The sequence below is a fragment of the Bacteroides faecis MAJ27 genome (assembly GCF_900106755.1).
Lineage (GTDB): Bacteria > Bacteroidota > Bacteroidia > Bacteroidales > Bacteroidaceae > Bacteroides > Bacteroides faecis.
This window is the reverse complement of sequence record NZ_FNNN01000002.1, coordinates 227,078-243,817: the sequence shown is the minus strand read 5'-3', so window position 1 is coordinate 243,817 and position 16,740 is coordinate 227,078. Positions and strand designations below refer to the sequence as shown.

At 38.7% G+C, this 16,740-nt stretch carries 19 protein-coding genes; 5 read left to right on the top strand and 14 right to left on the bottom strand.

Annotated features, from left to right (window positions below; genetic code table 11):
* The first annotated feature begins 1 nt into the window (after position 1).
* The 5 genes from BLW31_RS02935 to BLW31_RS02915 all read left to right on the top strand — a co-directional run bounded on the left by BLW31_RS02935 (position 2) and on the right by BLW31_RS02915 (position 3,531).
* Entirely contained in the window at positions 2-454 is a 453-nt protein-coding gene (locus tag BLW31_RS02935) for a TM2 domain-containing protein (RefSeq protein WP_010539213.1), read from the top strand.
* Between the two features lie 286 nt (positions 455-740).
* A complete protein-coding gene (locus tag BLW31_RS02930) occupies positions 741-2,051 on the top strand; it encodes a hypothetical protein (protein ID WP_010539214.1) in 1,311 nt (436 codons plus the stop codon).
* 140 nt (positions 2,052-2,191) lie between these two features.
* On the top strand, positions 2,192-2,560 hold the full coding sequence (locus tag BLW31_RS02925; RefSeq protein ID WP_010539215.1) for a hypothetical protein: 369 nt from the start codon (positions 2,192-2,194) through the stop codon (positions 2,558-2,560).
* Positions 2,526-3,089, top strand: coding sequence for a hypothetical protein (locus BLW31_RS02920; RefSeq protein WP_010539216.1), 564 nt, complete (start codon positions 2,526-2,528; stop codon positions 3,087-3,089). The genes BLW31_RS02925 and BLW31_RS02920 overlap by 35 nt, the downstream gene beginning before the upstream one ends.
* A 1-nt stretch (position 3,090) precedes the next feature.
* Positions 3,091-3,531 (top strand): hypothetical protein, encoded by a 441-nt coding sequence (locus BLW31_RS02915; RefSeq protein ID WP_010539217.1) that lies wholly within the window; start codon positions 3,091-3,093, stop codon positions 3,529-3,531.
* A gap of 384 nt (positions 3,532-3,915) precedes the next feature.
* Here the strand turns inward: BLW31_RS02915 and BLW31_RS02910 are convergent, their stop codons facing one another.
* The 14 genes from BLW31_RS02910 to BLW31_RS02850 form a co-directional block, all read right to left on the bottom strand.
* Positions 3,916-4,542, bottom strand: a complete 627-nt coding sequence (locus tag BLW31_RS02910) for a hypothetical protein (protein ID WP_010539218.1) — start codon at positions 4,540-4,542, stop codon at positions 3,916-3,918.
* Positions 4,543-4,560: 18 nt separating this feature from the next.
* Positions 4,561-6,990: a GumC family protein gene (locus BLW31_RS02905; RefSeq protein WP_010539219.1), complete on the bottom strand. Its 2,430-nt coding sequence runs from the start codon at positions 6,988-6,990 to the stop codon at positions 4,561-4,563.
* 12 nt (positions 6,991-7,002) lie between these two features.
* Complete coding sequence (locus BLW31_RS02900; RefSeq protein ID WP_010539220.1) at positions 7,003-7,797, bottom strand: polysaccharide biosynthesis/export family protein; 795 nt, start codon at positions 7,795-7,797, stop codon at positions 7,003-7,005.
* A gap of 172 nt (positions 7,798-7,969) precedes the next feature.
* Positions 7,970-8,188: a hypothetical protein gene (locus tag BLW31_RS02895; RefSeq protein WP_010539221.1), complete on the bottom strand. Its 219-nt coding sequence runs from the start codon at positions 8,186-8,188 to the stop codon at positions 7,970-7,972.
* A 107-nt stretch (positions 8,189-8,295) separates the two neighbouring features.
* Complete coding sequence (locus tag BLW31_RS02890; RefSeq protein WP_010539222.1) at positions 8,296-9,579, bottom strand: DegT/DnrJ/EryC1/StrS family aminotransferase; 1,284 nt, start codon at positions 9,577-9,579, stop codon at positions 8,296-8,298.
* 22 nt (positions 9,580-9,601) lie between these two features.
* Positions 9,602-10,528, bottom strand: a complete 927-nt coding sequence (locus tag BLW31_RS02885; RefSeq protein WP_010539223.1) for a hypothetical protein — start codon at positions 10,526-10,528, stop codon at positions 9,602-9,604.
* 126 nt (positions 10,529-10,654) lie between these two features.
* The gene (locus BLW31_RS02880) at positions 10,655-11,041 is read right to left on the bottom strand and encodes an AAA family ATPase (RefSeq protein ID WP_181989001.1); all 387 of its coding nucleotides are present in this window, start codon (positions 11,039-11,041) and stop codon (positions 10,655-10,657) included.
* Positions 11,042-11,173: 132 nt separating this feature from the next.
* On the bottom strand, positions 11,174-11,701 hold the full coding sequence (locus BLW31_RS02875; RefSeq protein WP_010539225.1) for a hypothetical protein: 528 nt from the start codon (positions 11,699-11,701) through the stop codon (positions 11,174-11,176).
* A 33-nt stretch (positions 11,702-11,734) separates the two neighbouring features.
* A complete protein-coding gene (locus BLW31_RS02870) occupies positions 11,735-12,133 on the bottom strand; it encodes a hypothetical protein (protein ID WP_029425695.1) in 399 nt (132 codons plus the stop codon).
* Complete coding sequence (locus BLW31_RS02865; protein ID WP_010539227.1) at positions 12,106-12,420, bottom strand: hypothetical protein; 315 nt, start codon at positions 12,418-12,420, stop codon at positions 12,106-12,108. Before BLW31_RS02865 ends, BLW31_RS02870 begins: the two co-directional genes overlap by 28 nt.
* A gap of 43 nt (positions 12,421-12,463) precedes the next feature.
* A complete protein-coding gene (locus tag BLW31_RS02860; protein WP_010539228.1) occupies positions 12,464-13,117 on the bottom strand; it encodes a sugar transferase in 654 nt (217 codons plus the stop codon).
* Between the two features lie 273 nt (positions 13,118-13,390).
* Complete coding sequence (locus tag BLW31_RS02855; protein ID WP_010539229.1) at positions 13,391-14,173, bottom strand: glycosyltransferase family 2 protein; 783 nt, start codon at positions 14,171-14,173, stop codon at positions 13,391-13,393.
* Positions 14,174-14,861: 688 nt separating this feature from the next.
* Positions 14,862-15,107 (bottom strand): LbetaH domain-containing protein, encoded by a 246-nt coding sequence (locus tag BLW31_RS23725; RefSeq protein ID WP_227034459.1) that lies wholly within the window; start codon positions 15,105-15,107, stop codon positions 14,862-14,864.
* Between the two features lie 146 nt (positions 15,108-15,253).
* Complete coding sequence (locus tag BLW31_RS02850) at positions 15,254-16,738, bottom strand: hypothetical protein (protein ID WP_010539231.1); 1,485 nt, start codon at positions 16,736-16,738, stop codon at positions 15,254-15,256.
* Between the last annotated feature and the right edge of the window lie 2 nt (positions 16,739-16,740).

Sequence of the window (16,740 nt, the reverse complement as noted above, 5' to 3'; positions counted from 1 at the left end):
TATGCAGGAAGAAATCAAATGCCCCCAATGTGGAGGAAATAAATTTAGTGATCGTGGAAATAATACATATAAATGTATGTATTGTGGAACCACATTTAATGTGAAAAAGCCAGATGAACCGAAACATACCAATTATTCGGAACTAGAGTCAGCAGCACCAAAGGTCACAGTTAATGTTAATGTCGGTCCTAATCCGCAACAACCTGTTCAGCAACAATCCGTTCAACAAGGATATTATCCCCAACATATATCTTCAAAAAGTAAAGCGACAGCTGCGATATTAGCGATATTTTTAGGTGGATTAGGTGTACATCATTTTTATTTAGGAAAGACGGGGTTAGGTATATTATATCTTATTTTCTGTTGGACATGGATACCTGCAATGATAGGATTAATTGAAGGAATCATGTATTTATGTATGAGTGATGAAAGCTTTAACCAAAAATATCATTAATACCATATGCCATGAATTACTTAATCATATTATTGCAAGCACCTCCTACGACAGACTCCAGTATAAACTATAGTGGGATTATTTTTATTGTCATGCGATTATTAATTTATATGATAAAAAAAGAATAAAACGATAGACACTATAAAACATCTATTAAGAGAATAAAGGAACTGTTTGATTATCATGAAAAAGAATTTATGGAGTTTTTCTTTATTTCATGTTGTCAACAGTTCTTTTTTTTATGTGGTAAATGTAAAAATAAAAAAAGAGCTTTACAATCAATTTTATGACAGACGATTTATATAATAAAGCAATATCCTTTTATAATAAAGGTGAGTATGAGGAAGCTTTAGATGCAATACGTAGTTCTTCTATGGCTACCTCCAAAGAAAGTCTTAGCTTGATCCGTGAATGTGAAAAGCTTATATTAGAACAGCATGTCTATCTAATCAATGAGTATATCGAACAGCGAGATTATCTTAACGCACTGAGAAAGAAAGAAGAATATAGGACAAAATATGGTTTAAATCCCAAAATAGAGAACATCATTATTCCATATGCATCAGTAGTGGTGGACCAGAAGGAATGTTCAGAACATCAAACATCAAACAATCAGTCTCAACAAAGTGTCAAAAGAAAGCTTCCTTTATATAGGAAACTTTTTTGTATGAAACGAATGGGGCTTATCATTATTGCTATAATTGCATTGAGTCTAATAAGTTTATTAGGATATCGGAGCTATAAATCAACTGCTATCGAAGAGGAATATCAAAGACAGATGGCAATTGATACATATTCCGGAGCAACACCGGAATATGCAATTGAAAAAGAACAAGAAGAATTTGGTTTAGAAGTTTCTAATGATGTCCCTAACCCTACAGTTGGATCAACTATTATTGGATTTGAATATTACGGGATGATCAATGAAAAGTACCCAATAGTGATGAATCTTGCTTGGAGAGAGCCAAGTGAAATAGTTGGCAGTTATTATTATGTAAAAAACGGCAGTAATAATACACTGGAATTATCTGGTTCAAAGAATTCTAATGATTACATGGTACTAAAAGAATACAATTCGGCAGGGGAGAATACAGGAACATTTGAAGGTAAATGGAGTTTGAATAGTTATTCCGGCACTTTTACGAATTATAAAGGGGTAAAGATGCCATTTAAATTATATAGTGAAACTACAGCAACAAATGATTCAGATATAATATTTAATAGTTATCAGAAGTCAAATACATCTTCTATCTCAAATAGTTTATCCTCCTTTTTTAGTAAGAATGTGGGCAAATATCCATCTGATATAAATTTATTAGAATTTCCATTATTAAAAACACGTTTAATAGCATTAGTTGGAAATAATAATTATAATTTTATTAAAACATATTTTCAGGTTGTAACACCTATAAAACTAGGCTTCAATAAGAACCCAAATCTGTACGAAGTTTCAGGTGGTGAGGAACATAATTGCATGTCCAATAATACCACTATAGTCTACAACCAGCAATTGGACAATTTGACAGTGCAACTTATAAAAGAAGGAAGTGATCCATTTATATTTCAAGAGAAAAAAGATGATTCTCCATTCGAATAGTTATATTATGGATTGATTAAAGATTAACGAGGTATCATTAATTTGGTATCTCGTTTTTTTATTTCCTCCTACCCTAAAAAATGCCGAAACTCTACTACGAAGCCTTGAAATTCCTAACTATGAATTAAACACTTAAATTTATGACAGATACATCCCAATTATGGTATTCGCTCAACAAGGATTGTAGTGACATATCAAAAACTCCGGTAGAATCATACTCCGATTCGAAAGAGACAACGAATAAATTCTCCGATGATATAAAGGCTTTAGGAGAATATTTCCCTCAACTGGCTTCTCTATTGAATAAAAAGGATAGTACGGGTTATAACTTAACATTAGAAATAAGCCTTAAAGAAATATTTGTTCTATGTCCACGTGGAAGATGTAGAGCAGACAGATATGGAAAACTCCAGGAATATCTGAAAGAGAATTACAACACAACCTTAATTATTAAATCACAAAAAACTAAGAAGTATGAAAGTAAAAAGATTTTCAACAGCAAGAGATAAAGAATTGAAATGTACTGATCCCGAAAGCTATATTGATGAGAACGGTATCTTATACCCCCGACTAGCAAAGATGCCAATACAGGACTTGTCTTTGATAGCCAATTTTAGAGTGGAAATGATGAAGCGTTATTATACAGGAGATATACGGGAAGTAGATTACCCCATAGTCGAGCTTCTAATGGACGGGCTCTCTGATATTCCGGTAAGACACAGAATCAGTTGTTTTGAGAATGCAGTATTCATCCAGATAAAATATCCCCCTAAGTTATATGCGACTGATGATACTAATTACATCTCTATAGAACTGGCTGCTCATATATTCTGTTTGACTACCTCTGATATGACAGATATAGCGGATGAAGACGGGGAATTATATGAAGACGAAGATGGGCATTCATTGGTTAGCCTAGAATGGCTGATAGATACATATGAGGATCGGTTATGCCAACTTGTTAATTACGAGAAACTAAGTTTCAAAACTGACGGACAAGGAGAAATATCAATAATAATAGAAAGAAAACTAGAATAATATGAAAAAGAAAATATTCGTTATGGGCAAGGTGTATGATTTGGGTACACAAGGAGTCAATGAGGTTGAAAAACTAGTTCAGGCGGATCTGGATAAGATTTTTAATTCCGGTGGAGTCAAAATTAAGCTTAGAGAAGTATCTGGGAAAACATTGGAGCTAACATTTCTCCGTAAGTACAGAGAGGGGGGAATAGACTGGCTGAATTATGATTCGAAGCAGATCTATAATATTGATGCCAACATTATTACCGGGCATAGTTTTAATGGCTTTAGAGTTCCAGATTATTGGGGAGGAGTTCCGTATGGTTACCCTTTTTTCATGCCGAAGAGAGAATTCATGAAGTGTTACAGGAATTCGGCTGTAATGCTTGGGGCGGATCAGGTAGAGAGAGTTAAGATCACAGCGCAACCGGAGAAAGTAGTAATGAGATTGACATTTTAAAGCAAGAGAGAAGATAGTTAGAGGCTATCTTCTCTACTTTTTGGTTTTATAGAAATACTAGAAATTACAAGATTGATTCTCTTCATGGGCATCCATATCTCACCTTCTCCTATTCAACAACAAAAATTCCCCTGTAAAGTCTATTTCAAATTATCTATGAAAATATATATCAACGATCTTCACAGACAGTTGATATATGGGGTAAAAAAAGCATATCGGAAATCAAACCGATATGAAAGTGCCGGTTAAGATACACCGCTGTGCCCTTCTTAACCAACGAAAGATGTAGGGTTCTTCATCCTGTAGCATGAAGTTAGGGACCTACATATAGCAATTCAATATAAAATGTAACATATAATACTAATATTCAAATCAATATGCTATTTAAGAAGATAGTTTCTCATATAACATAACTGCTTTTATCAACCGTAGATTCTCCCTGCAAAACCAAGGAAAGTCAACACAACGGAAATCAACACGATATTCATCAAGCAGATCGTAAAAGCGAATATCCTGTATCAACTCACGAACTGAAATGAACAGAAGCAAATACTTCTTCCTTTTACAATAAAACAATGCTTTCTGCAGTTCTGCATAGGCAATATTTTCTCCTGTTTTACATTCTGAGGTTTCTTCATCACAAAAAGACAATTGAATCTTTAACGAATTATTCCGTTCCAAATATTCTGTCAATCGTTCTTGTACTACAGGAGAAGAAGTATTACCATATAATACAACATCTTTATATTCCATATCCGATATTTCCCCAGAAGGAGTGCTTTTCAAGTCAGAACACAACATATTATATTCTTTAAAGAGGCTTTGTTTCGTAGGTCTTCGTAATTTTTCAACAGAATAGAAAGCATACCTGAATACAAAATGTGTCCCCCGCTTCTCTATTGTTTCCTGTTCTGAGAAAAAAGCATGTAAACGCCTTTTATTGGTTTGAAGAGATTGCTTGGGAATATCTTCAAGCGTATTGGTGATATATTCGACTACCGTCTTTTTCATATATCACAGATTTATCTGTCACTTTTCTCCATATCCATAGCCGTAGCCATAACGTTTACCATAACCGTAGTACTTACCGTACTTGCCGTAGCCGTAGTAATAACCGTATTTTCTCTTTTTCAAGTCCACACCGTTGATTACGGTACAAAGCTTAGACAACTTCTTCTCAATAGCCAACTCATTGATCAATGTATATTCGGCTTTATGAGTATAGTCGGCACGACATACGTATACTGACAAATCAGCCACACGACCTATCAATAAGGTATCGGTTACCATACCGATAGGGGCAGTATCCATTATCACATAGTCGAAGTTCTGCTTCAAGATTTCTATGGCTTTATCCAGACCGTTACGAGCTAACAACTCCGTTGGATTAGGAGGCACAGAACCACCCGGAAGAATAAACAGATTCTTATTGATATCAAAAGGTTGAACAAATTCCATTAGATCCGTTTCAGGATTAGAAAGATACTGAGTAATGCCTTTCTCTTTATTGGAGAGATGGAATACTTTATTCAGTCCCGGCTTGCGAATATCGAGTCCGACAATCACGACCTTCTTTCCCAAAAGAGAAAGACTGATAGCCAGGTTTGCCGAAACAAACGATTTACCTTCTCCACTGACGGTTGAGGTTACAAGGATAACCTTCTGATCATTATCGAGCATAAACTGAAGATTGGTACGAATATTACGGAAGGTTTCACTCATCAGATTATTCTTGTTCTCGAAGACAGCAATAGAACCATTCTTATCATTCTTTTCGTCAGTCAATGGAATATCACCTATAATAGGAACACTCGTCAGTTTTTCTACGTCGACACGACCTTCTATCTTGAATTTCGTCAGTTCAATCAGGTAAATGATGCCAACAGGAATCCCAACACCCAACACCAATGCAATTAAATAAATCATAGAGCGTTTGGGAGATACCGGAGTATCATCAGCTATCGCTTCATCAATAATCTTCGCATTATTTGCAGTAGCAGCTAACGCAATTGCATTCTCTTCACGTTTCTGCAACAACATCAGATATAACCCTGCTTTAATTTCTTGCTGGCGGGCAATGCTTACATAAGCACGTTCCTGTCCCGGAGCGTTACTGATACGACGAGAGTAGCGGCTTGCCTCACGGTCCAGATTTGACTTGGTTATCATCAACCCCTGCAAAGTTCCTTCAAGGGTAGCCTGCACATTGGCTTTCATCGCACGGATACTCGTATCCAGATTCACAATAGCCGGGTTATTCTCTGTTGATGTACGTAGCAGACGTTTACGTTCCACCAACATTTCATTATAACGTTCAATCGCACCAATCAAGGCAGCATCCTGTAAACCAACATTACTTGGTAATACTTCATATTCATTACCTCTCAAGTATTTACGCAAGTCATTCACCAGACTGATTTGAGTACGGTTCTCCACACTCTTCTTTTCATATTCAGCATTACCGGCTAAGGCTATCTGAGCTTCACTCGTCAAGTCCGTGATACCTGCGTCACGCTTAAAAGACTCTAAATCCGCTTCTGTACTTCCCAGTTCTTTTGAGATAATGCCAATACGTTCATCAATAAACTCTGCTGTTTTCTGAGCAATTTCGTTTTTATCATTATTCGTATTGCGATTATACATCTCCAGTAATTGGTTGATAAAATCCTGCCCACGTTGCAAACTAGAATTTTTTAACGAAATCACGGCCACAGAAGTAGTTTTAGAAGTCGGAGCAATAGTCAGGCTGTTACAATAACCTTTTGCCACTCTCATTGGTTTGTTGATAGTCGCAGTTATATGACGCACGTCCTTCTCTATACGAGGTACTTTCGTCCCATCCTGCAAAGCTACCGAATCAACTTCCTGAAAAAAAGCCAACGTACCCTCATCAGTCGGAAAGATAGCAGGTAGTTTCTCAAAATGCTTCTGATATCCCTTCTCACCTACAGTCACGTTCACATCCATACTACCTTTAGGCTGTAGTGTCATTTCCACTACCATCGGAGAGCTTAGTTTCTCAGCTTCCTGAGGTGTCAAACTCACTTGTACCGGAGACGTCTTATACAAACCTTTAGCAGGAAATTCATCCTCATCTGCATAAGTTATATACAGCCCCAATTGATTAACCACCTCTTTAACGAGCGTTTTCGAACGCAAAACTTCCAACTCATTATCAATATTCTTGGAAGAAGTCATCAGGCCGCTTAATCCCATATCCTCCAATTCCGAAGAAAGCCCTGCACCTCCACCCTTCTTCTCATCTTTTATCAAGACAGTAGCTGAAATATTATAGATAGGTGTAGCCCAATGCAGATAAAACCACGCACCAACAAGGCATAGTAATACTGCCCCTACAAACCAAGGCCAATGAATAATATATTTAAAAAGCAATGTCCGGAAATCTATTTGTTCTTCAGCCATTTGGCGTTCCTTCCCGTTTTGATTTTCTTCTTTCATGACTCTTTCTTTTTATTTCAAGATGTTAAACAACAAGCTGGCAATAGAAACAAGGATAGAAGTAGCAGAAAACCATAAGCTTGTACTAGTTCCGATATCTGAGTTTCGTGCTTTCGCCTTATTCGGAGTAACGTATATGATATCATTCTGCTGCAGATAGTAATAAGGGGAAAGGATTGTTTCAGCTTTATTCAGATCCAATGGTATTATTTCCTGCTTGCCATTGGCATTCTCCCGTATTAGTTTTACATCATCACGCAGACCATATACAGTCATATCACCTGCCATAGCCAAAGCTTCCAAGATGTTCACTTTTTCATTGGAAATAGTAAATGTACCGGGACGGGCTACCTCTCCAATCACAGAAATCTTATAATTTACCATACGGACCGTTACAATAGGAGTTTCCGTAATATAAGGTTTCAGTTTTTCAACGATCATTTGTTCGGTTGCCTTCTTGGTCAGACCACCAACATGAAGTTCACCTAATACGGGAAAATTAATATTACCGTCGTTATCAACCAAGTACTGTTGCAATACAGGCTGGATGGTGGTAGTGCTTACACTGACATTGCTCTGTGTGGCTACCGTCAGATTAAAGGGGGCGGCCAGTTCGGGACTCGTACACGACACCACGATCGTAAGCAGGTCCTTAGGCATGATCTTGGCATCATAAAGCTCCGCATCCTGGGTATTATACAATACAACTTCGGCATCCTGAAGGTAAGGTACTTTTTTGTAGGACTGGCAGCCGGTAAACATTAATGTCAACAATGCACAATAGAATAATTCTTTCAATCGTTTCATAGATTTCTTTACTTGCTGGGGTTATACAATTCTCCGCAAGACCAGGTACCCCATTTAACACGGTCATTACGGTATATGATTGAATTTCTCGGGTAAGGTATTTTTCTTTTATATCGTAATTGGATAAACAGCGGGCAAAGCACCTTTACTCTTCCTCCTGTACCTTCTTCTTTCACCCTCCGGTATGCCCCTCCATATCCCGCATCTCCGCTATGTCAAGGAACATCTTCAGTTTCCACTCTTCAAGCGTACCCTGATTGATCTTACAGCGGACAAATTTTATCTTGTTCAAAAGACGGGTATGCTTGTTCGGGAAGTGACGATTTTCTAGGACATACGCCCTTAACTCGTCACAGAAGGCGATAAAGTTCTGATCATTCTTTCCTGCCATTCATTCACTGTTAATGGTCATACCTCGTATTATCCGTTTTCTGAGGCAGAAAAAGAATGTACACAACCGGCACATTCCTCCCGCTATTTTCTTGAATTTTTCTATCATCACCTGACAATAGCCTCTTTTATGCAATCTACGATATAGTGTACGTCATCATCAGTGACATATGGTCCTGCTGGCAGACAAAAACCAACCTTGAAGATTTCTTCTGATACACCATTGATATAGGCTACTGCATCAGCATAAACAGGCTGCTTGTGCATCGGCTTCCATACAGGACGGCACTCAACCTTCTTATTTAGCATAAAAACACGAAGAGCCTCCACGTTATCATTCGGCTGACAGTCAGTGGTAGCACAATCAACTGCCTTGATGACACCGGCTGCACCACCTACAGCTGTCTTGATGGCTTCCTTATAGGCATTCTCCTGACCCTGGATCTTGACCTCCGGATCAAGAGTTGCGGCACAGAGCCAGAAGTTCGCATCGTAACGGGAATCCGACGGCTGTTTGTGAATATGTACTTCAGAAACATCCTCCAACAATTCCTCATAAAGTGCCTGAACATGTTTATGATGAGCGATATGTGCATCCAGAACAGTCATCTGACCACGTCCGATACCTGCACATACGTTTGACATACGGTAGTTGTAACCAATCTCTGTATGCTGGTAGTAGGGATAAGCATCACGGGCCTGAGTTGCATGCCACATCACGTTGTTGGCATCTTCCCCGTTCTGGCAGATGAGAGCACCACCACCAGAAGTAGTAATCATCTTATTGCCATTAAATGAAAGGACACCAAAGCGTCCAAAGGTACCGAGAACCCGGCCGTTGAAGCGAGAGCCCATGCCTTCGGCTGCATCCTCAATGACTGGGATATTGTATTTATTGGCAATTGCCATAATTTTTTCGCAATCATATGGCATACCGTAAAGAGCTACTGGGATAATTGCTTTCGGATATTTGCCGGTCTTCTCCTTACGGTCAAGAATCGCCTTCTCCAAGAGTTCCGGATCCATGTTCCATGTTTCACATTCCGAGTCGATGAACACTGGCCTGGCACCAAGATAAGTGATAGGATGGGATGATGCACAGAAGGTGAAACTCTGTACACATACCTCATCTCCCGATTTTACGCCACAGGCTATCAGAGCAAGGTGCACCGCAGCAGTACCGGCACTCAGGCAAACCACCCTATGATCCAACTTACTTCCATCAGAATTGGTATTGGCAAAATCTGACAGGGACTGCTCGAAGGCATTCACATTAGGGCCCATCGGAACCACCCAATTGGTATCGAATGCTTCCTTTACATATTTTTGTTCCAAACCAGCCTCACTCATGTGAGCAAGACAGAGGTAGATAGTATTTCTTTCTTCAACCATAATTTTATATATTAATTATTCGTTAATATCCTATCAAATCGTATTTCATCTTGGTATGCAGTTCAAAGCCTCTGGCCTCATCCCTTGGTTTTCCAAAAATCTCTCTCTTCAGTTCACTAACCGTTCCAATGCCCAATCGCTCTAATTCTAATAATTTATCATCATCGAAATCCTGTTTACATTTCAATAATTGGTAAGCTACAGATGTTTGGCTGTCATATCTCTGTTCCAAGGCAAGTGTGCTTTCATTTACAATCATAGATCCAATCGGATTAATCTTTATCTTACAGTCTGCTTCAGACAAATCATCTATGTTTATCCCAACTGGAATATCTGGGCAAAGATTCGTCAAGTTCTCAATATCCGGGTTATATGGATTGGCTGCAACAGGATTTGTCATTTTTAGTTGATTACATGGCTTGCAACTTGGTATCAAGTTGTAAAAACACATCGCTAATCCTGGATAATCTTCATCTCCTTTTGGATAGAAGTGATCAAATTCTACAGTTCTCTTTGTTTGCATGCCATGATTTACAGAGACCACATCCAAAAATTCATGCTCACAATAGGGACATACCCTAATGTTCATTTTCTTAAAGAGAGTATAGGCATTATATGTCGCCTCTTTATCGACATAATCAACCGGACTTTTGGAAAACCGGTTGAGATACAAACGTTTCATATAATCGAATTTCAACTTGTCAGCATGATACTCCACCCAAGAGACAAGAGTTTCACAATCTGCCAACAAAAAATGTTTCAGCCAATCGTATGTATCCCCTTCTTCATCATAATCCCTTTCATATGCTTCAAATCCCGCCAATTCAATTACTTTGTAATAAAAGCCCTTACGTTTTTTTGCATGCATGGTCTCACTGACATAGCTTTTGACCGCCTCATAATGCATCCGCTTTAATTCTTCCACATTGGGAAATGACAACCTTACCATATCATTGCAATTTTTCTATGATAGAAACAATACTATGACGAATAAGCTCGTCACCGATATTGGGCAGCAGTTTTTTCATTTGGGCGACTTCTTCCCTGTCTGTTTCCGACAAACGTTCCCGACGTGTCACATATCTTTAAAGAGTCCTAATTTTTCCGTAAGGCATAGTCTAGCCTGTTCCCCTATCGTATATTTCAAGAAAAAACAGTCAGCCATAATGCTGTGAATATTTGCAGCAAAACTTGGTTTTTCTGCATTAGCGATGACACACATTCCCCTATCATCATAATCCATCTTGATTATTTGGTTAGCAAGCACGTCTGAAAGCATAAAAGGTGAATGTGTACTGAGTATAACTTGAAACTCCGATCCGAAAAAGCGTTGTTTCAAAAGTTCATTCAAGTTGTGAATAAAAGTCCTGCACATCTCTGGGTACATATAGTTCTCCGGTTCATCAAGCAACAATATAAAATTGGGTTGCACTGCTTCTGAAAATATTTCACCTTCCTTCAACACCTTGGCCCTTACACCATATCCTTCTAATATGCCCCAGACCTTGGCGTACTGGTACTCACCAGAACTTACGCATGTCCAATGATAGGGCAGCAAACTTTTCGTAAATATACCTATCCGGTCAGGTCTGTACTACTCCATACGTTCAAACACATCCCGCATTGCTGCCCCCTCTGACATATCTATATCCATTACTGGTATGGAAAACTCCTCATCGGTAAAGTATTTATCATCCATCTTATTCAACAGATGGAACAAATCTTTAATGTCATCGCCAATCTGCCAAAGCAATCCTCGATTAGCACACATCTCATCTGTATGATAATCAATATATTGACAGAGCCAATCAATTCTCTTCAAAATAGACATGTTCTTTCCATCTGGAAGAACTCTAGGATTATCAATGCCCAAATCTGCTACATATCCAGCCCAATCAATATATTTTTCTGGATAATTTTCATCCACACACTCTGTGCACTTTCTCAAATATATGGCAAAGTCTGTCATCAGATCATGGAGGAATCTACTTTTGGGTGTGGAGTCCTTGGGATATTCTATAGGGGGATCATAGGGCTTCCCATACTTGGAATTATGTTCTCTTTGTTTCTCCGCCTTTTCTTTATATGTCCAATATTCTCGTTTTATCAGACGTTCATCCAAGTCAAACTCATGTCTGTTCTGCCAGTTATTCCATCAAATGACAAGGGCGGCATTTCTCTTTAGGCTATTTTGTGGCATTCTACCAAGACACTCCTTCAAATAATCACATTCCATAGAAACACTCGCATTCCCGAATTGGGTTATTATCCGGCCTACAAAACTGTCATGACTGACAATACCTTCTTGCCTTTCATCTTCGTACGGGCAATTTGCGAAGGCATTTCTATCAAAAGCATTGATGATATATGTATTTTCGGTATCATCATAATTTACAAACCTTACATCTATTACTCGATGACTGTCAAAATTATAGACTATTTTATAGACTTCCTCTGAAGTGCGGTAATAAGTTCGCTTGGACGCACAGAGCTTTTCTAAATCAGGTATAGAAATACCTACCAATTCTATAAAGAACTCGTTGGGAGCATCCATTTTATATAGCATAAATAGGCATCGCTCTTTGCAGAATCCATGCGTCTCCATGAGTCCATTCCTATCATCTGTAGGAAATTGGTCTTTCCTGAACCTGTTTTGCCAACAAGAATTCTGAGATTACGCATAAAGTCATTCTCATAGACATAATTTGCTATGGAATTTTCTTCCAACTGCTCTATCTGCATTTTGCCATCCTTGTACTGACATTGGAACTTATCAGACAACAACACTTCCTGATTGTGAATATTCCGAAAATTTTCTATATAGCAATAAATGAGTTTCATCCCAATTCTGTTTCTATGGTTATAGTATGTTGGCGCAAATTACTTATACCTCCTCTCCCGCAAACCTTACCTTAAAGCCCAGTACCGTCGCAAATATCATTTCTATATCTTTATAGAAAGAGTAGTGACGATAGTAGTAGCAGTTCAAACGTACCTTATCAGGATAAATTACATTATCATTATATTCTGTGGCAATCTCTTGCATTGATCGTGTGTCACCCTCTGCTTGTCTCTTTACCACGTATTCAGCAATCATTTCATCTTCCAGGCGATACTTTAGCGTGGCAGGGCCTGTAATCCCCGGACGCAATTTCAATACATCACGTTCATCACCCTCCAACCTGTCAGCATACCCCGGAACATCTGGACGAGGTCCCACAAAAGACATATTCCCAATCAATACATCCCACAGTCCAGGAAGCTCATCCAACTTGTAATGACGGAGAGTAGCGCCAAAGAGAGTTATACGAGAGTCCCCTGCAACAGATACAGTTGAACCATTATGATTCACGGTCATCGTACGGAATTTATGACAAAGGAACAACTTGCCATCCTTGCCTACACGCTTTTGTACGAAGAATACAGGACCTCCTGGCATCTTTACCTTTACCATGATGACAACGACCAAAAGTACTGGCCATAAACACAAGAGACCGAAAAGTGCTACCACTCGATCAAAAATCCATTTAAGTATCATATAATATGTGAATATTTATATCTTCAATAGTTTCTATACAACAATTTCCAACCACCACATTTTCAATTTTATAGATAGATTTTTCTGGTCTTGATAGCGGGTAAAGATACTTGAACACCTTGAGAACATTTCCTGTAAGCACTTGCTTTTCTGATAGGTCGTATAATGTTTACCATTCTTCTTTTGAAGAACTATCAATCAATTGATCACAAACTCCTATCAAAACGAATGAGAAAATAGAATAACTGGTTATTTTTTGTCATCAAATATCACTTATTTAGAAATCTTCTTTACGTAGAACAACTTTTTGTAAACGCCACATACAAGATTCGTGCAGGTCCAAAACAAAGAAGCAAGAAAATTTTTACCCATTGCTTTGTGCCATAATTTGTAGTGCCATTTTACCATAGTGCTATATCCATGCGTTGAGATGCTCCCTACCCGACCTCGACGATATTTTGCTAATACCTCATCAAGAAGATAGCAATCTGCCTTTTGACATATCTTCAACCACATAGTATAATCGTTATTCTTCTTGATGTCAGCAATCTGTATCAAGCCCACCACCTCACGATCGTACATTACCGTTAGGCACCCTGGCCAACAAAACGCAAACATCCCGAGCTTCGACACATGCTTCGGGCCACGGATCACCACACCAGTTTCCCGCCCATCATTATCCATCTCCTGATAAGCAGTATATGAAAACTTATATCCGTTCTCCACCATAAACCTGAGCTGCTTCTCCAACTTCTTGGGCTCCCAAAGGTCATCCGAGTCCAGAAACGCAATCCAGCGTCCTTTCGCCTCTCTAAGGGCGTAGTTTCTGCTCAAAGCAGCTCCAAAATTCTTGTCATTTTTAAGGAATCGGATACGTCCATCTTCAGCCATATAAGATTCAACTACCTTATTTGAGTTATCAGTCGAACAGTCGTCAACTATGATAATCTCCCAATTTGGGTATGTTTGCGCTTTGACACTTCTTATTGTTTCTAAAATCAAATTCGCACAATTCCAGTTGGGAGTAATTATCGATACTAATCCGTAGTCTTGCATATTTTGTTAACCTGTTATCTCGCAATTTGGTTATTTTTTTAATTTCTATTTTTTCCTCATTATCATATCCAGTAAATACTTACCGTACTCGTCATTCAACTGAACTCTATCCCACCATGAGTTCAGTGCATTGAAGTTCATTACACCAATATGAGAAACAGGCTTGTTGCGAGTCTCCGCTTATTGATCGGCAACACCAATCACATACATTCCCACCTTCACCCATTCTTCATTTGCCAAAAGAGGAGTGAACACCTCTGTCTCCACATACCATTTCCAACATTTATTGCCTTAATCATACTGAGATTTACTCGTCACCTTATAGGCTCCAATTATCTTTCTTCCACCTACTGCATAAGCAATCAAGATACCACCTATTCAAATTGCATTCGACTACTTTTTCGAAAAATACTGCTAGATATCGTTCGAGAAATCACCGTTATAGATAGGATTGTCCAACACTCTAATTGACTTGATGAAAATCCTTGTATCCTTCTCAACAACATATACAATAGTCATCAATATCCACAGTGACAAGTGTAGCTTGAGAGTACCATCAAGTAATCACAGAATGCTACACTTGTGCGTACGGATGCAAATTGTTAAACATTCTTCTCCAACGGTCTAGTCGGCACTCCTACTACCGTAGCTCCTGCCGCTACAAACTTGTTCACCAAAAACATTGCGCCTACCACAGCCTTCTCACAATTTCGATGTATGCCCCATCCTTAATTACTATCTTATTGTGTCCTTGCTTGCGAGCATGGCACGCACCATACGAGATAGTCACATTGTTGCCTATCTCTATCAGGTTGTAACACATATCATCCAAATAGCAACGCATTCCAATGAAAGTATTCTTACCAATCTTATATCCACACCAACGGTAACATTGTATTCGCAGGTTAGAAAAAGGAATAATAGGTATTACCACTGCAGAAAACCATTTGCAGGCTAGTTTTATCATGATTACCGAGGGAGAGCAGCAATAGTAATACATTGGATACAAGTATTTACCTGCAAACCAAACAATACAAACGGCTCAATAACGTCTCATGATGCTTATTTTCCATATAATATTCAGTTCTTTATTAAGTTCTTCACCATTTCATTCTTATAGTTAAGTCCTTTGGGTGTCTTCCATCGTTTGATGCGATACTTCACACCCTTCTTAGTCTTAATATCTATGTTTGAGATCTGACACTTCACGCCCTTTGAAAGCTTAGTGTCTCGAATATCAATTGATGTCACATACCCAATAGTTTCATCAAGAGTCTTGTTTCCAACACGATACACATACCACTCTTTCATGTCATCGGAAAACTCAAACGAGCAGTTGCAAACCTTTACATTCGGCAAGCACTTCTCCTTGAGTTCTGGACGAGAGTTGATGTCTGTTGGCATCTTCATCAGATACACCAGTTCGTTCTTCGTAGGAGTCATCTTGAAAATGCAATCCTCAAAGCTGATATCAAATCCAGTATAAGCATTATACGATGATTCTATCAAACAAGGTCTTTGATCTTCAAACACACAACGTTTATGCGAAATAGTACCGAACACTGATGAATACTGATTGTAGAGACCTTTAAAATAGCAGTTTTCCATCAAGATGTCACGTCCATAGCAATGAATATCAAAGCGGTTAATTTGGCAGTTACGAAGTGTACAAAGGTTCACATTGTTTGTTCCAAATACTCCCCACTTTGTTTCCGACAGCATATTCTCTACCATGGTGTTCCATACATTGTTTAGCGAAATACCATAGCCGTATTTGTTCGTTAAAGAATAAGCTCCCCAAATACCTATGCCGTTAAGTTTCGTATTGGTACAATCGCTAATAGAAATTGCAGCATCACCATACTGGTCCGCTTCAGGCGTATGGACACTTACGTTCTCTATCGCATAAGCATTCTGACCACTCACCTGCAAAGGATAAGTCTTGAACGTACTCTCTTCCGTACGATAGAAATCGAGATTACTAATATAACCTCCATTCTTCTCCACTTTGCAGTATTTGAACTTTGGTTGAGATACTTCTGTATTATAAGACGCCACCGGACCGTTTTTCGCCCTTCCATCCACAATCAGGATCACATCCTTTCTTATAGCACCATACGAATATCCCAAACGGTTCTCCACCCATGGAGTGCCATCCTCTATAATCAGCAAACATGATCCGCTTCGAAATTCATCCCTTTTCAGATAAGCACCAGAATAAAACTCTTCCTTTGTGATGTCCATCTTCTTCTGTCCCTTCACACGAGTAAACATATACAGATTCTTCGTGCGGTTGGTCACATACAGTTTCAGTCCCTTGAAGTCAGTCTCCTTACATAGCGGAATAGGCTTTGCTCCTTGTGGTAGCTCTATGTGTAATTCCCCAATGCCGAAGTAGTCAACATTCGAACCAGTTTTCAATGCCTCTTGATGAGTTTTGAGAAGTACAAGATAACGGTCCACGTCAGATTGAGCGTCTGACAACCCAAACTCAAGAGGCGATATAGTATTAGCCTTTAGAGTAATAGGGATAATTGAAAAGAGAAGTATTATAAGCCCTTTCATAT

Excerpts from the sequence above, each read along its gene's own strand:
- BLW31_RS02935 (WP_010539213.1), top strand. The coding sequence starts at position 2 with ATGCAGGAAGAAATCAAATGCCCCCAATGTGGAGGAAATAAATTTAGT.
- BLW31_RS02930 (WP_010539214.1), top strand. The coding sequence starts at position 741 with ATGACAGACGATTTATATAATAAAGCAATATCCTTTTATAATAAAGGT.
- BLW31_RS02925 (WP_010539215.1), top strand. The coding sequence starts at position 2,192 with ATGACAGATACATCCCAATTATGGTATTCGCTCAACAAGGATTGTAGT.
- BLW31_RS02920 (WP_010539216.1), top strand. The coding sequence starts at position 2,526 with ATGAAAGTAAAAAGATTTTCAACAGCAAGAGATAAAGAATTGAAATGT.
- BLW31_RS02915 (WP_010539217.1), top strand. The coding sequence starts at position 3,091 with ATGAAAAAGAAAATATTCGTTATGGGCAAGGTGTATGATTTGGGTACA.
- BLW31_RS02910 (WP_010539218.1), bottom strand. The coding sequence starts at position 4,542 with ATGAAAAAGACGGTAGTCGAATATATCACCAATACGCTTGAAGATATT.
- BLW31_RS02905 (WP_010539219.1), bottom strand. The coding sequence starts at position 6,990 with ATGAAAGAAGAAAATCAAAACGGGAAGGAACGCCAAATGGCTGAAGAA.
- BLW31_RS02900 (WP_010539220.1), bottom strand. The coding sequence starts at position 7,797 with ATGAAACGATTGAAAGAATTATTCTATTGTGCATTGTTGACATTAATG.
- BLW31_RS02895 (WP_010539221.1), bottom strand. The coding sequence starts at position 8,188 with ATGGCAGGAAAGAATGATCAGAACTTTATCGCCTTCTGTGACGAGTTA.
- BLW31_RS02890 (WP_010539222.1), bottom strand. The coding sequence starts at position 9,579 with ATGGTTGAAGAAAGAAATACTATCTACCTCTGTCTTGCTCACATGAGT.
- BLW31_RS02885 (WP_010539223.1), bottom strand. The coding sequence starts at position 10,528 with ATGGTAAGGTTGTCATTTCCCAATGTGGAAGAATTAAAGCGGATGCAT.
- BLW31_RS02870 (WP_029425695.1), bottom strand. The coding sequence starts at position 12,133 with ATGGATGCTCCCAACGAGTTCTTTATAGAATTGGTAGGTATTTCTATA.
- BLW31_RS02865 (WP_010539227.1), bottom strand. The coding sequence starts at position 12,420 with ATGAAACTCATTTATTGCTATATAGAAAATTTTCGGAATATTCACAAT.
- BLW31_RS02860 (WP_010539228.1), bottom strand. The coding sequence starts at position 13,117 with ATGATACTTAAATGGATTTTTGATCGAGTGGTAGCACTTTTCGGTCTC.
- BLW31_RS02855 (WP_010539229.1), bottom strand. The coding sequence starts at position 14,173 with ATGCAAGACTACGGATTAGTATCGATAATTACTCCCAACTGGAATTGT.
- BLW31_RS02850 (WP_010539231.1), bottom strand. The coding sequence starts at position 16,738 with ATGAAAGGGCTTATAATACTTCTCTTTTCAATTATCCCTATTACTCTA.